The organism is Arthrobacter sp. HS15c, from assembly GCF_040812005.1.
In the GTDB taxonomy this organism is placed as follows: domain Bacteria; phylum Actinomycetota; class Actinomycetes; order Actinomycetales; family Micrococcaceae; genus Arthrobacter.
Window position 1 is genome coordinate 284,495 of sequence record NZ_JBFOHM010000009.1, and the last position, 15,137, is coordinate 299,631.

The following is a 15,137-nucleotide window of genomic DNA, read 5'->3' on the forward strand; positions in this document are numbered from 1 at the left end:
CTGCGCCGATCCGCCCTCAGTGCCAGGGATCGTGTCCGGCGCGCAGGTAAGTCAGGACCGCGAGCACCCTCCGGTGGTCCTCTGGTTCAGGGTGTAGTCCGAACTTGAGGAAGATGCTGCGGACATGTGCCTCCACGGTACGCTCGCCCATGAACAGCGCCGAGGCTATTCCCGTGTTGGTGCGACCCTCGGCCATCAACGCCAGTACGTCCTTTTCCCGGCTGGAGAGTTCCTGGCTGTAGCGGTCCGTGGCCCGTGGCCGGGAGACCATGCGACTGACCAGGTCCGGGTCGATGGCGGTTCCTCCGACGGCAACCCGCTGCAGTGCGTCCAGGAACTCGTCCACGTCCGACACGCGCTCTTTCAGGAGGTACCCCAGACTGCGGGCGCCGTTGCTCAAAAGGGCCATGGCATTGTCAGTTTCGACGTACTGGGAAAGCAGCAAGACACCGGTTTCCGGGTGGTCCCGGCGGATCTGTTCCGCCGCCCGGATGCCCTCAAGGGTGTAGGACGGCGGCATCCGGATGTCGACCACCGCCACGTCAGGTCGGTGGGTTACCACCAGATCAAGCAGGCCCTGAGCTTCCGAGGCTTCCCCGACGACATCGAGGCCTTCGGAGGCCAGCAGCACCGCCAGGCCCCGCCGCAGCAGGGCCGAATCGTCGGCGATCACCACACGCAGCGTCACGGCAGGGACCGCTCGGCGTCATTGACGAAGGGCAGGACTGCGGTAATCGTGGTTCCCCGCCCGGGCGGGCTGGTAACAGTCAGGACCCCGCCCAAAGCTTCCGCACGGTCTGTCAAGCCGAGAAGGCCACCGTCAGGTCCAAACCCGGCCCCGCCGCGCCCGTCGTCGGAAATGGTCAAGAAGAGATCCTTTGTAGTGCTGGTCAGGGAAATGGCCACGGAGGTGGCCGCCGCATGCTTGAGGGCGTTGGTGACCGCTTCGGCGCAGATGAAATAGGCGGCCAGCTCCACCGTGGGTGGTGGCCGCTGGGAAAGGTCGGCCTTGACTTGGATGGGCAAGGCCGCGCGTTCAGCAACTGCAGTCACGGCTGCGAGGAGGCCACGTTCGCGCAATGACGGCGGGTACACGCCATGTGCCAGCTCGCGGAGCTCGGTCAGCGCCTCATTAAGGTCCTGGCACGCCTGCTCCACGAGGATGCGCATGTCTTTCTGGTCCTGCACCCGCCGTGCCCTAGCCAGCGCCATGGCGACGGCCACCAGCCGCTGCTGGGCGCCGTCGTGCAGGTCCCTCTCCAGCTGGCGCCTGCGGTCGTCCCCGGCCGTGACAATGCGTTTCCGCGAGCGCCTGACCTCGATCAGCTGTTTGCGCAGCTGCTCCTCCATATGCTGGTTTTCGAGGGTGAGCGCGGTTGCGCTGCTGAGGGCGGCGAGGAGTTCCGGTTGATCTTTGAGCGTCTCGTCAAAGACCAGCGCGCCGAAGGGCCTGCCACTGCGTTCGAGGACAATCGCAGCCCTGCCTGAGGTGCCAATGGGCAGGACCTGCGGGCGCCCGTCGTCGTCCAAGAATTGTTCGGCTTCGGCGGACCAACGCCACAGCTGCAGCGTGGGGTCGTGAACGGAGCGGCGCAGGACGCGGATCAGCCTGTCGCTGACCGGTGCCGCGCCGATTTCGACCATGACCTCGCCGAGGGCGCCCCGGGCAAAGCGGTAGCGCCAAAGGCCGAACAACACCGCAAAAGGCACCACCGCCGTCGCGGGATACTGCCACAACAGCGCTGCCGGCGAGAGGGTCCCGGATAGCTGCACTACCGCCAGGGACACCCAGATGGTTGCAGCGGTCTTCAGGATGACAGCCAGCCACAGTGGCAGGAATGAGGCTCGATAAGCCGGTGTCCCGGAACGCCACCGTGCTACCAGGACAGCCACAACGGCAAGCCCCACGCAGATTTGGAATACCCTGGCCGTGTTGCCGATGCTATTGGTGATCTCCGGACTGTTCCACACCAGGAACAGGTTCTGCGAGCTTGAGACGTGCCCTTGAATCTGTTCGCGCGGGTCGAAGAAGGCCCACCCTGCAATGGCAATGAACAGCCAGGAGGCAAAGAAGAACGTCACGAACCGTCTCTCCCACGCGCTGCGCAGAACGCCTCCGGGAAAGGACAGTGCCAGCTGCAGCAACGGCGGCTGGTACATCAGGGTCAATGTCACCCCAAAGGTGAAGGCCAGCGGATTGCTGGATAGGCGAAGACCGGCAGCGAGCCACATCCATCCCGACACCACTAGCAGCAGACCCGGATTCCGGTTGGGCCTGGTATGCCATGCAGTGACGCCTGCTGCTACGAAGGCCAGTCCGACGGCGAGGAACAGCAGCAGTTCCGGAACCGAAAACGGGGTCCGGTTGGGATTCTGGCTCCAGCGCAAGACCCCCTGCGCGTTCAGAAACAAGGTGCGGGCGGGGTCAGTGACGGCTGCCGGAGACCAGTCGACATTGACCAGCACCAACGCCACAACGGCAGCCGTTGTGGCCAACACGCTGCAGAACTGTCTAAAAGTCATACAGGTGGCCAAGCGCGACTGGCGTTATTGTCCATGCCCAACCCCAAGCATTCGTTTGCCCAGCCGCTGGAGAAAATGTTCAGCAGACGGGGACTCATGCTTGCACTAAGGGCGTTACTGGAGCGTTACTGGAGCATCGGTGAACCCAAACCATGGTCTCGAGGTGCGCACTCTCAGGACGATCCTGTGTCCATTGCCCGCTTGAGGTCGCTAGTGACGTGAAGGTGCCGTCGGCCTTGCCCAAGAAGGGCTTGAATTTCAGGGCGTAGGTCTTCCCGACGACGGGAACCGCGTCGGTCTCGGGAGGCACCGCGACGCGTCGTAGGCGGCGCCCGGTAATTCCCTGCCTCCAGGTTGAGATGACTACATGGTAGGACTTGCCAGCACTCTAAAGAATAGGCGTGGAATAACGCACGCAGGCTGGTTGAGACCCCGCTAATTTCAGCGACGGCGGCCAGGACGAATGGCACCTTTGACCTCGCAATGGGCATGTCGGCGTTGACTCGCTCAACGATTAGTTCGTGCTCATACTCGGCGAGGGTGGCCAGCGCGTTCAACACCAGCCGTCCCGTTGAGGTCGCCGGGTCCATGCCGTCGGAACGGTAACGGATATTGCCGCGGTCCCGCAGCAGGGTCACGGGAAAGAGGCACTCCCGCGTTGCACGACATCAAAGGCCAGCCCTTATCCAGGGGATGGAGTTCAGCTACGGCAGTGCAGACACCTCGCGCCAGTTGCCTGATGGTCTGTAGTGGACACCCGCCGGTCGATGGCTCTTGCGGAGGAAGAGCCTAAGCCACGGCTCGACGACGGGCGAGGGAATGCGGACGATTTCGAGTTCGGACATGTCGACAAGACGCCTGCCACCAGTCAGGGTGTCCAAAATCCAGAACCGCCCATGGTCCGGGACTACCTCCGTGACCGGCCCACGATATACCAACCTGTTCTCGTGGAACGCCTCGACGGCATCACCCGATCCCAGTTCATAACATGATCCAATAACACCGCGATCAACAATTCCCATGACAGTCCTTTATCCCTGGTGAAGCGCTCCCCCTATAAGGATTGTTTCGCTGCAAGGTTGCCCCAGGGTGTCCTCGACATGATCATTTGCTGACATTTCCCCAGGGATACCTGCCCGTATCAACCTCCCACGGCGGCGGGATCGCTCTGCCCGGCTCAGGCGGTGAGAGCTAGTCGGTCCGCCGTGGCAGCTTCAACGCGGCCTTCAAACATGAGAACGTAGGTATCGCCGTTCGCCACCTCGATCCGACAACTTGGAGGCGGCAAGCGGAGTCCGCCGGGCGTCCAACCGAACAGGCGGTGCGCGACCGGCGGTCATTTGAAGCGCACGGTCACAGAAGCTGCCCCTATTGACGAGCCCGAAGTATCTGTCCACGCCAGCCACCATTGCCGAAGCAGTGCAGTGCAGTGCGGTGCAGTCGACCATGCGCCCGTGGAAAGGGTGTTGACAGTGTCAACGCCTCTTTGGCCGGAGAGTTGCGCGTTGAGCCCACTCTGTCTGGCCCGCAAGGGACCCAGCTGCGGCGGCAGCAAATGCAGAACGGAGCGGGCAGTTCAGGCCCACTGACACTTGATCAGAACGTTGCGGCGTCAATGACGAAGCGGAACCGAACTTCGCTCGTCAGCACCCGTTTGTGGGCTTCGTTGATCTGATTGGCTCGGATGACTTCCACCTCTGCTCCCAGGCCGTTGGCTGCGCAGAACTCCAGCATTTCCTGGGTTTGTCGGATGTTACCCATCTTGGAGCCAGTCAGGCTGCGTCGCATTCCAATGAGGGACCAGGCGCGTTGACTCAACGGCTTGGAGGGGAGACCTACCAAAACCATGGTGCCGCCCAGGGCAAGCAACCCGAGGTACGCATCCACATCGATGTCCGCAGAGACGGTGTTGATGATCAGATCCAACTGACCTTTCAGATGTTCGAAGGTGGCAGGTTCGGATGTCGCGTAGTAGCGCTGGGCGCCGAGCCGCAGGGCGTCCTCCCGCTTCTTTAGTGACTGGCTGAGGACCGTAACCTCGGCTCCCATCGCGGCAGCAATCTTTACGCCCATATGGCCAAGTCCACCCATACCGAGGATGGCAACACGCTTCCCCGGCCCTGCACGCCAGTTACGCAGTGGCGAGTACATGGTGATCCCAGCGCACAGTAACGGGGCCGCGGCTTCGAGGCAAATGCCGTCTGGAATGCTCAGGACGTAGTTTTCATCCACGACGATATGGGTGCTGTAACCACCAGCCGTGGGAAGACCATCACGTCCGTAAGAGTTATAGGTGCTTGTTGCCCCCTGCAAACAGTACTGCTGCTCGCCTTCACGGCAGTTGGCGCATTCCCTGCAGGAGTCAACAAAGCAGCCCACCCCAACACGGTCCCCTACTGAATGGCGAGTGACCTTGGGACCGATGGCGTCCACCACTCCGGCGATCTCATGGCCGACAACCAGGGGGTACGTAGTCCCTGCCCAGTCGCCGCGGGAAGCATGGATATCGGAATGGCAGATCCCGGTGTATTTGATGGAAATTTGCACATCAAATTCACCGGGGTTCCGCCTCTCCACCGTTCCAGGCTCTAGTTCCGATGTTGGAGAAGAAGCTACGTAGGCCTTGGCGATCGTGGGCATACCGGGGTCTTTCAGTGGTGGGCTGAGTGGGAATACAGCTAGTTGGAAGGGAAGTTGTAGCTTGCGCCGGAGGCGTGGGTGGGTTCGGGCCAGCGTGAGGTGACGACTTTGCCGCGGGTGTAGAAGGAGACGCCTTCGGGGCCGTAGATGTGCTTGTCACCGAACAGGGAAGCCTTCCAGCCGCCGAAGGAGTGGTAGGCCACCGGGACCGGCAGGGGGACGTTGATGCCGATCATGCCCACGCTCACGGAGCGCTGGAACTTCCGGGCGTTCGCGCCGGAGGAGGTGAAGATCGCGGTGCCGTTGCCGTACGGGTTGGCGTTGATCAGGGCGATGCCGGCGTCGAGGTCCTCAACGCGGACGACGACGAGCACGGGTCCGAAGATTTCCTCCGTGTAGGCGGTCATTCCGGTCTTCACGTGGTCGATGACCGTGGGGCCGACCCAGAAGCCGTCCTCGTGGCCGGGGACGACGAGGTCGCGGCCGTCCACGACCATGGCAGCTCCTGCGGTTTCGGCCTCGGTGACGATCTTCACGATGCGTTCCTTGGACGCCGGGGTGATGACCGGGCCCATTTCGGCGCCGGGTGCGGTGCCGTTGTTGACCTTCACGGCCAGGGCGCGCTCTTCGACCTTTTTGACGATCAGGTCCGCGGCGTCCCCGACGGCGACGGCGACGGAGATCGCCATGCAGCGCTCCCCGGCGGAGCCGAACGCGGCGGCGGCGAGGTGGTCGGCGGCGTTGTCCAGGTCCGCGTCCGGCATGATGATGGCGTGGTTTTTCGCCCCGCCCAGGGCCTGGACGCGCTTGCCGTGCCTGGTGGCGGTTTCGTGGACGTACTGGGCGATCGGGGTGGACCCAACAAAACTAATGCCGTCCACGTCCGGGTGGGTCAGGAGACCCTCGACGGTTTCCTTGTCACCGTGCAGGACCTGGAACACCCCGTCGGGCAGGCCGGCCTGCTTGAACAGCTTCGCGAGCAGCATCGACGCGGACGGGTCACGTTCGGAGGGCTTGAGGATGAACGCGTTGCCGGTGGCGATCGCCATCGGGGCCATCCACAACGGCACCATGACGGGGAAGTTGAACGGGGTGATGCCCGCGACGACGCCGAGCGGCTCACGGAAGGAGAAGACGTCGATGCCGGTGGAGACCTGGTCCGAGTAGTCGCCCTTGAGCAGGGTCGGGATGCCGCAGGCGAACTCGATGACCTCCAGGCCGCGGCCGATCTCGCCCTTCGCGTCGGAGAGGACCTTGCCGTGCTCGGCGGTGATCAGTTCAGCGAGCTCGTCCACGTGCGCGGCGACGAGTTCGCGGAACTTGAACAGCACGTTGGTGCGCTTGGCCAGGGAAATATCACCCCAGGAATCGGCGGCGGCACGGGCAGCGGCGACAGTGGCGTCCAGGTCGGCCCGGTTGGCCAGCCGCAGCTGGGCGGACACGGCACCGGTGGCCGGGTTGTAGACGGGGGTGGTGCGGTCGCCAGCGCCGGCGGTTTCGGCGCCGTTAATGAAATGGTTGATGGTGGTCAGAGTGGTCGTCGGCGTCGACGTGGTCATAGAGCTTGTTCCTTCGGCGTATCAGTGGGGAATCAGGGAGACGGGACGAACCCGAGGTTTTTGTCCACCACGTTCTGCAGCGCCTGGCTGTTGCAGTAGCGCTTGAGGTTGTCCACGAAAAGTTTGCCGAGGTCATCCAGGTACTCCTCGGTGTCACCGCTCATATGCGGTGTGATGATCACGTTGTCCATGCTCCAGAGGGCGTGCCCCCCGGGCAGAGGCTCGGGGTGTACAACATCAAGGGCAGCGCCGGCCAGGGCCCCCGAAACCAATGCTGCGGTCAGGGCGTCAGTGTCAACGAGTTCCCCACGCCCGACGTTGATCAGGTGTGCAGAGGGGCTCATCGCTCCAAGGACCGTGGCGTTTACCAAGCCCCGGGTGTCGGCAGTCAGAGGTGCGGCAAGCACAACGTAGTCGTATTCGTGGATGAAGCTTGCCAGGTCCCCGGAGGAGTAGATCCAATCGAAATCCTCACCACCAGCGCGGCTGGTTCGGCCAGCCCCGCTGACCTCCATACCCACAGCGCGGAGGAGCCGGGCGATTTCACGTCCAATGGACCCGGTGCCCACCACCAGCGCGCTTTGACCCTGGATCTTGCGGGTAACGCGGTGCTGCCAGCGTTGTTGCTGCTGCAGCCTAAATGAGCCCTGCGTGTCCTTGGCCATGTCCAGCACAAAGCCGAGCGCAAATTCAGCTATGGCGGTGCTGAGGACTCCACGTGAGTTCGTGTAGATAACGTCACTGCGGATCAGCTCGCCAAAAAGCAACTGGCTCACGCCGGCCGCCGAGACGTGGATCCACTTCAGTGAAGAGGCAGCGCCCCAGTTCTCCTTGAGCGCGGGCGAGAAGGAGTGCCACTGATAGAGCACGTCGGCGCCGACCATCGCCTTCGCCAGACCATCGGCCTTGGTCAGCCTGACTTCAGCCAGCTCCTCGATCTCGGAAAGCCGGGGCGGCAGCGCCTCGCGGTAAAGCGCTGCGACGATCGGCCGCCTGCGTCCTGCAGCGTCAATCATGACGCCGCCACTCCGCCGGGGCTGAGCGTGTAGTTGGCGGACAGGGCGTCAATGGCCGTCAGGACTGCGGCAGTGAACTCCGACGTCGACGACGTGCCCCCAACATCCCGGGTACCGAAGCCGTCCCGCAGCGCAGCCTCAAATGCGGCCTGGAGGTGGACCGCCGCTTCCGGATGCCCGAGGTGCTCCAGCATCATGGCACCGGACCAGATCTGGCCTACCGGGTTTGCCAGGCCCTTGCCGGCGATGTCCGGGGCCGAACCGTGGACCGGCTCGAAGAGGGACGGGAAGTTGCCCTCAGGGTTCAGGTTGGCACTGGGAGCCAGGCCGATGGAGCCCGTCACGGAGCTGCCCAAGTCAGAGAGGATGTCACCGAACAGGTTGGACGCCACAATGACGTCAAAAGTCCAAGGCTTCAGGACGAGGTGCGCGGCCAGGGCATCCACCAGTTCGCTGGTCAGGGTGACGCCGGGATATTCACGCACCGTCTCCTCGACGATCTCGTCCCAGAAGGGCATGGTGTGCACAATGCCGTTGCTCTTCGTGGCGGACGTCAGCTGTCCCCGGCGGGCCGCTGCCAGGCGGGCGGCGTAATGTGCCGCACGCGAAACGCCCAGCCTGGTGAAGATCGTTTCCTGCACCGCACTCTCCTGGGGCAGGCCCCGGTACATCCGGCCGCCGACCTCCGAATACTCCCCTTCGTTGTTTTCCCGGACGATGAGCAGATCGATCGGCTGCTTGGCCGCAAGAGGTGATGCGACGCCGTCGAGCGTTTTGACCGGACGCAGGTTGATGTACTGCTGGAATTCACGGCGAATGGGGATCAGCAACCCCCACAGTGATTCTGCGTCGGGGACTTCCGGTGAGCCTACGGCGCCCAGGAAGATGGCGTCGTGCTTGGCCAGTTGCTCAAGTCCGTCAACGGGCATCATCCGTCCGTGGCGGCCGTAGTAGTCAGATCCCCAGTCGAAGTACGTGAACTCCATGTTCAGGTCATGGATCCCTGCGATCCGCTGGAGGCATTCGATGGCAGCCGGAACAACTTCATTCCCGATGCCGTCGCCTGCGATGACTGCGATGCTGTGCCTGCTCATGGTGTCCGTTCTGACAGCCAGCCCTGTTGCTGCCGGCGGGTGGGCTCTCCGAGGTTGATGATGGTGCTCTTCGGTTCGGTCATCTCCAGGACGGCATACTTGACGCCTTCGCGCCCTACGCCTGACTTCTTGAATCCGCCGAACGGCATGGAATCAATGCGGACGTCGCTTGTCTCATTGATCACAACGGCGCCCACGTGCAGCCGGTCGGCGATGGCCATCGCAAGGTCGATGGATTGTGTGAACACACCCGCCTGGAGACCGTATTCGGATCTGTTGGCTGCAAAAATCGCATCCTGGGCTTCGATGAACGGCAGGATGCTGACAACTGGCCCGAACACTTCCTCTCGGATCACCCGGCAGTCCGAGGGCACATCGGTCAGGACCGTGGGTTCGTAGTAGGCGTTCCTGCGTCTGCCCCCGGCGTGGACGGTGGCGCCTGCAGCCTTCGCCTCCTCCACCCATTCCTCGACCCGCTGCGCCTCTTCCTCCGAAATGAGTGGTCCGACGTCGGTGTTCCGGTCGAGCTTCGACCCCGTCCTGAGTGCCTTGGTGCCGGCGGTGACGTGTTCGAGTACCTGGTCAAAGAGCGAAGTGTGGACGTAGACCCGCTGCACGGACAGGCAGTTCTGGCCTGCAACACCGAACGCTCCCGCCACAATCGCCTTGGCTGCCTGCACGGCGTCAGCGTCCGGGCAGACAATGGTGGCGTTGTTGCCGCCGAGTTCCGAAATGATCTTCTTGGCGCCTGCGGCGGCGGCAATCCGGTCGGCGGTCTGGGGACCGCCGGTGAAGGAGATCAGATCCACCTGCGGGTCCGTCACCAGCGCTTCGGAAACGCCCGGACCGGCCACGATCGCTGCAATACGTCCCGACGGAACACCCGCTTCAAGCAACAGTTGGACCAGTGCCAGCCCGGACAGCGGGGTCCGGCCGGAAGGCTTGAGCACGACGCCGTTGCCTCCAATGATGGCCGGGCCCAGCTTGTGTGCCACGAGGTTCAGTGGATCATTGAACGGCGTGATGGCCGCAACGATGCCCACCGGCTTACGGCTGTACCAGCCGATCTTGTTTCCGCCCGTCATGCTGTCATCAAAGCCCAGCGTCTCCCCCGTGAGCTCGGACGAAGCGGCGGCGGAAAGCCTCAGGGTTTCCATGCAACGCCGCACCTCACGCTCGGCCTCGACGATCGTCTTGCTGCTTTCCGCAGCAATGATCTTCGCGAACCGCTCTGACTGTTCGCCCAGGAGATGGACAGCATTCTCCAGCGTCACACGGCGTGAACGGAGCGGCCATTCGTCAACCAGGAGGTGGCGATGAATGTGCGCGATCGCGCGCCGCACGTCCTGTGGTGTGGAGGTGCAGACCCGGCCCAGCAGGATGCCATCTTCAGGATCCCGTATTTCCAGGGTCCTGTCGGTGGTTTGCCACTGTCCTTCGAAGAAGGCACCGCCAGGAAGGTTGGCCACGTTTGCCCGGCCATAACCCGTTTCCGCAGCTGTTTTTGGGCGCGCTTGAGCCGCGGTCGTTGATGAAAGCATATGAACCCTTGTCCTGCCTATTTGACCCGGTCGATGATTTTTGCGGCTGCGCCGATGAAGGGCAGGAACCAGGGCGGACCGAAGTGCCCCGGGACGGCCGGGTTCTTCAGGTCTTCCCAAACATTGGCGCTCTTGTCTCCGGCCATGTAGTGGGCCATCCGCTTGCCCATGTGGGCGGCCATCTGCACGCCGTGTCCGCTGTAGCAGAGGGAGTAGTAGAGCCCGTCGTGGACGCCGGCGTGGACCATCTGGTCCATCGAAAGGTCCACGAGGCCGCCCCAGATGTAGTCCACCTTGGCGTTGGAGAGGTACGGGAAGAGTTCCAGCATGGCCTTGCGCAGGATCTCGGCGCTCTTGACGTCCGAGTCCGGGCTGGAGAGGGCAAAGCGGGCCCGGCCGCCGAACAGCAGCCTGTTGTCCGGGGTGATCCGGAAGTAGTAGGTCAGCATCTTGCTGTCGGACGCCTGGCGCCGGTTGGGCAGGATGCGGTTGACCACGTCTTCGGGCAGCGGGTCAGTGACAATGATGAAGCTGCCCACTGGAATCACACGGCGCTGCATCCATGGCGTGATGTTGCCGGTGTAGCCGCTGGTGGCGACCAGGACCTGCTTGGCCCTGGTGATGCCACGGGTGGTGTGCACGTCATGCACCGTGCCGGAGACCTTGTTCAGCTCGGTCACCGCCGCGTTCTCGCAGATATCCGCTCCGGCTGCAACCGCCGCCCCGGCCAGGCCATGGACAAACTTGCCAACGTGCAGACCGGCCCCGAGCGGGTCAACCATCGCGCCCTGGTAGAAGTCCGTGCCGATTTCGCTGTGAATCTCGGACTTCGGGATCACAGTGACGTGATGGTCGGCCAGGTTGGCCAGCTTCTCCTGCGACTTCAGGAAGCCCTCATAGTGGGACTTATGGAAGGCCAGCGAGAGCTTTCCAAACCGGTTGTAATCACAGTCGATGCCATTGTCATGCACGAGCTTCTCGATGGTGTCGATGGCGTCGTTGTATTCCTGGAACATCTCCACGGCACGGGTGGCCCCGTAGCGCTTGACCGCAGTGCTGAAGCTGATGGCCAACCCGGTAGTCGCCATTCCCCCGTTACGGCCGGATGCGCCCCACCCCACGGTATGGGTTTCGAAAACGGCAACGCTGGCGCCTTGCTTGGCAAATTCCAGGGCCGCGGACAGCCCCGTAAATCCGGCGCCGATGATTGCCACATCGACATTTTCCGGTACCGGAGTCTGCCGGTAGTCTCCGGATGCTTGGGCTGTGTCCAGCCAGTAAGGAATGAGTTTCACGGTTAGACCTTTCGCCTCGAAATCGGTTTAGAGACCGAGGTGCTTGTTAATCTCGTCCAGGGACTTAGCGGTGTTGAGGTCGTAGCCCGGGCCAATGGGGTCATAGCCACGGTCCAGCATCCAGAGGTTCCGGAAGCCCATGTCGTGCATCGGGTGCATGTCGTAGCGGGTGTGCGAGGAGACGTGCAGGAAGTCCTCCGGCTTGGCGTTCAGGGTGTCCAGCATGTACTCGAAGGCCTGGTAGCGCGGCTTGTAGGCCTGGGCCTGCTCAGCGGTGAAGACGGCGTGGAAGTCCGCGCCGAGCTTGGGAATGCTGATGTCCAGGAAGCTGGTGTCCGCGTTGGACAGAGCCACGAGCTGGTAGTTGTCGCCCATGAGCTTCAGCGGAGCCGGCACGTCCTCGTGCGCAACCCAGCCGCGGACAGCCTCGGCGAATTCTGCGCCGGCGCCTTCGGTGGGCCCAATGCCCCAGCGCTTGCACACGCGGTCAAAGGAATCCTGGAGGATCTGCTCGTAGGGCTTGTAGTCGCCAAGGACTTCGTCGAACCGGTAGCCGCGGAACTGCTTCTTGAAGGTCGGCCACTGCTCTTCAGAGATGCGGCCATCAAGCAGGCGGCGCGTGGTGGGGTCAATGTCGAAGTTGATGAGAGTGCCGTAGATATCAAAAGAGATGTACTTCGGCCGGAAGTTCGTGTCTGCCATGATTCGTCCGTTCTGTTGCGTCTTGAACGGGAGGCCCGGATGTGCGGCCTGCCGCCTTCCTGTGGTCTGTGCCAGCGGGTTCCTGGGGTTCGCCAAAGGCTCCATTCCCGCTCCTCTCGACTCTAGATCCGATGATTGTAGATTGTCAACAGTTCTTAGTGAGATTCCTTCGCAAAAAGAGCGGGGCCGGAAAATACTCGATTTATTTATCGTCAATTGTTGACAATCAGCGATTTGAGCTGTTGCATTGCTTTAGATGCGGAACGAGATCCTGATCACAACCGCATGGATGCAACACCAAGACTGCCCCCATCTCAGCAAATCAACAACAGCTGAAACCATTCGAAGGGAAGCACCATGAAGACCATCAATAAGGTTCAGACCGCAGCCGCAGGGCTCGCAGTTATGTTCGCCCTCAGTGCCTGTGGCGGCGCGGCCACCAGCGCTCCGGGATCGGAGTCAAAGACCAACAACACCACCGACATCTCCGAGGGCGTCCAGGCTGACGCGGCTGCTGTGGCACTGTTGCCGCAGTCCTACAAGGACAAGGGCGAGCTCACGGTCGCGATGGACCTGCACTACCCGCCCACGACCTTCCTCGCGGAGGACAACACCACTCCGATCGGTCTGAACCCGGACATTGCCCGGCTCGTTGCTAAGAAGCTTGACCTGAAGCTGAAGTTCGTGGACACGAAGTTCGACACGATCGTCCCGGGCCTGGACGGTGGCCGGTTCGACTTCACCGCCACGACCATGGCCAAGACCGAAGAGCGGCTCAAGGTCCTGGACATGATTGACTACTTCCAGGCTGGCACCTCCGTGGCCGCGGCCGCGGGGAACCCGCTGAACCTCACCGTCGAGACCCTGTGCGGGAAGAACATCGCCGTCACCCAGGGCTCCACCGGCCAGCTCAAGCGTCTCCCGGCGCTGAGCGAGCAGACCTGCACCTCCAAGGGACAGCCGGCGATCAACGCCGTGACGCTGCCCAACGTCCAGGACGCCCTGACCCAGCTGCACTCCAAGCGGATCGACGGCATCCTCTACGACACGACCGCTCTCGGGTGGGCAGAAAAGCAGCAGCCGGGTTCCTTCACCCTGCTCGGCCGGGTCAACGTCGGCAACAGCGACCTGACCGCCGTCGGCCTGAAGAAGGGCTCGCCGCTGACCCCGGCCTTCCAGAAAGCGCTCCAGTCCGTCTTGGAGACCCCGGAGTACAAGGAGTCCCTGGAGACCTGGGGCCTGGACTCCGGTGCCATCACCGACGCCAAGCTGAACTAGCGGGGCGCCACCATGGTCACAGCTACTAAAAAAGGAAGTAGAACAACGATGGGTGGCATTGATGCAGCCCTCAAGCCACGGCTTCGGCTTCGGACCCGCTCCGAGTACGCGGGATGGGTCTTCAGCATCCTCGCCGGCATCGGGATCCTCACCTCCGTCCTGACCAACCCCAACTTCAAGTGGGGTGTGGTTGCCCAGTACTTCACCCATGAATCCATTCTCCGTGGCCTGATGCTCACGATCTTCCTCACGGTAGCGAGCATGACGCTGGGAACGCTGCTGGGGCTGGGCCTGGCGATCATGCGCTCCTCGCACGTGAAGCCCGTTTCCATCGCCGCGGGGATCTACATCACCCTGTTCCGCGGCACCCCGGTCCTGGTGCAGCTGATCTTCTGGTTCAACATCTCCGCGCTTTACCCGAACCTGACGATCGGGATCCCGTTCACGGACATCGGCACCGCGATCGACATGAACGCCCTGATGGCACCCATCACCGCGGCGCTGATCGGCCTGACACTCAATGAAGCCGCCTACATGGCCGAGATCATCCGCGGCGGGTTCTCCTCGGTGGGCAAGGGCCAGATCGAGGCGGCCGACTCGCTCGGGATGAGCGCCGGCATGAGGATGCGCAAGGTCATCATTCCCCAGGCGATGCCCTCGATCATCCCGGCGACCGGTAACCAGGTGATCGGCATGTTCAAGGGAACGTCTCTCGTGAGTGTGCTCGGTGTTGCCGAGCTGCTTCAGAGCGCCCAGCTCATCTACGCCCGGACCTACGAGACCATCCCGCTGCTGATCGTCGCCAGCCTCTGGTACCTGGTCATGACCCTGGTCCTGAGCTACCCGCAGTCCAAGCTCGAGCAGAAATACTCCCGCACAACCTCCCGGCTTCCCCGGAAGGCGAAAAAAGTTGTGCTGACCGACCCGGAAGGTAACCTCCGATGAGCAACGACGGCACCATTCTTGCCCGGAAAATCCGAAAGTCCTTCGGACCCAAAACAGTCCTCAAAGACATCGACCTGGACATCGCCAGCGGAGAGATCTGCTGCATCATCGGCCCCAGCGGCTCCGGCAAATCCACTATCCTGCGCTGCATCAACGGCCTGGAAACAGTCGACACGGGCGTCCTGAAAGTCAACGGCGAAGACTTCGGCTACTACGAAACCGACACCGCCTACCACGCCCTGCCGCCCAAGAAACTCGCCGAGCAGCGCACCAGGGTCGGCATGGTCTTCCAGTCCTTCAACCTCTTCCCCAACATGACCGCGCACGAAAACATCATGTCCGGACCCGTCCTGGTCAAACGTGCAGATAAGAAAGAGTCAGCCAAGCGCGCCCACGAACTGCTCGCCAGCGTCGGCCTTGGCGGCTTCGGGGACTACTACCCCGCCCAGCTCTCCGGCGGACAGCAACAGCGCGTCGCCATCGCCCGGTCCCTGGCGATGGACCCCGAGATCATGCTCTTCGACGAACCCACCTCGGCCCTGGA

General features: G+C 62.6%; 13 protein-coding genes and 1 pseudogene. 3 read left to right on the plus strand and 11 right to left on the minus strand.

Annotated elements, in window-relative coordinates; all coding sequences use genetic code 11:
* Positions 1–16 precede the first annotated feature (16 nt).
* The 11 genes and pseudogenes from ABV518_RS16785 to ABV518_RS16835 form a co-directional block, all read right to left on the minus strand.
* Positions 17–688 carry a response regulator gene (locus ABV518_RS16785; protein ID WP_367768948.1) on the minus strand — a complete coding sequence of 224 codons (672 nt, stop codon included), beginning with the start codon at positions 686–688 and terminating at the stop codon, positions 17–19.
* Complete coding sequence (locus ABV518_RS16790; protein ID WP_367768951.1) at positions 685–2,499, minus strand: sensor histidine kinase; 1,815 nt, start codon at positions 2,497–2,499, stop codon at positions 685–687. Before ABV518_RS16790 ends, ABV518_RS16785 begins: the two co-directional genes overlap by 4 nt.
* A gap of 500 nt (positions 2,500–2,999) precedes the next feature.
* Positions 3,000–3,170 (minus strand): annotated as a pseudogene (locus ABV518_RS16795) (recombinase family protein); the annotation flags it as partial.
* A gap of 57 nt (positions 3,171–3,227) precedes the next feature.
* Positions 3,228–3,545: a hypothetical protein gene (locus tag ABV518_RS16800; protein ID WP_367768953.1), complete on the minus strand. Its 318-nt coding sequence runs from the start codon at positions 3,543–3,545 to the stop codon at positions 3,228–3,230.
* Between the two features lie 574 nt (positions 3,546–4,119).
* Positions 4,120–5,163 carry an NAD(P)-dependent alcohol dehydrogenase gene (locus tag ABV518_RS16805; protein ID WP_367768955.1) on the minus strand — a complete coding sequence of 348 codons (1,044 nt, stop codon included), beginning with the start codon at positions 5,161–5,163 and terminating at the stop codon, positions 4,120–4,122.
* Positions 5,164–5,201: 38 nt separating this feature from the next.
* Entirely contained in the window at positions 5,202–6,722 is a 1,521-nt protein-coding gene (locus tag ABV518_RS16810) for a CoA-acylating methylmalonate-semialdehyde dehydrogenase (RefSeq protein WP_367768957.1), read from the minus strand.
* A gap of 32 nt (positions 6,723–6,754) precedes the next feature.
* Positions 6,755–7,738: a D-2-hydroxyacid dehydrogenase gene (locus ABV518_RS16815; protein WP_367768960.1), complete on the minus strand. Its 984-nt coding sequence runs from the start codon at positions 7,736–7,738 to the stop codon at positions 6,755–6,757.
* Positions 7,735–8,832 (minus strand): tartrate dehydrogenase, encoded by a 1,098-nt coding sequence (locus ABV518_RS16820; protein WP_367768963.1) that lies wholly within the window; start codon positions 8,830–8,832, stop codon positions 7,735–7,737. The genes ABV518_RS16815 and ABV518_RS16820 overlap by 4 nt, the downstream gene beginning before the upstream one ends.
* The gene (locus tag ABV518_RS16825) at positions 8,829–10,301 is read right to left on the minus strand and encodes an aldehyde dehydrogenase family protein (protein WP_367768966.1); all 1,473 of its coding nucleotides are present in this window, start codon (positions 10,299–10,301) and stop codon (positions 8,829–8,831) included. Before ABV518_RS16825 ends, ABV518_RS16820 begins: the two co-directional genes overlap by 4 nt.
* Before the next feature lie 89 nt (positions 10,302–10,390).
* The gene (locus ABV518_RS16830; protein WP_367768968.1) at positions 10,391–11,668 is read right to left on the minus strand and encodes an NAD(P)/FAD-dependent oxidoreductase; all 1,278 of its coding nucleotides are present in this window, start codon (positions 11,666–11,668) and stop codon (positions 10,391–10,393) included.
* A gap of 27 nt (positions 11,669–11,695) precedes the next feature.
* Positions 11,696–12,370 (minus strand): haloacid dehalogenase type II, encoded by a 675-nt coding sequence (locus ABV518_RS16835; protein ID WP_367768972.1) that lies wholly within the window; start codon positions 12,368–12,370, stop codon positions 11,696–11,698.
* A gap of 357 nt (positions 12,371–12,727) precedes the next feature.
* Here ABV518_RS16835 and ABV518_RS16840 point away from each other — a divergent pair, with 357 nt between their 5' ends.
* The 3 genes from ABV518_RS16840 to ABV518_RS16850 all read left to right on the plus strand — a co-directional run.
* On the plus strand, positions 12,728–13,648 hold the full coding sequence (locus ABV518_RS16840) for an ABC transporter substrate-binding protein (RefSeq protein WP_367768975.1): 921 nt from the start codon (positions 12,728–12,730) through the stop codon (positions 13,646–13,648).
* 48 nt (positions 13,649–13,696) lie between these two features.
* Positions 13,697–14,593: an amino acid ABC transporter permease gene (locus tag ABV518_RS16845; protein WP_367768978.1), complete on the plus strand. Its 897-nt coding sequence runs from the start codon at positions 13,697–13,699 to the stop codon at positions 14,591–14,593.
* The coding region (locus tag ABV518_RS16850; protein ID WP_367768981.1) for an amino acid ABC transporter ATP-binding protein at positions 14,590–15,137 on the plus strand (548 nt) is incomplete at its 3' end. The genes ABV518_RS16845 and ABV518_RS16850, both read left to right, overlap by 4 nt.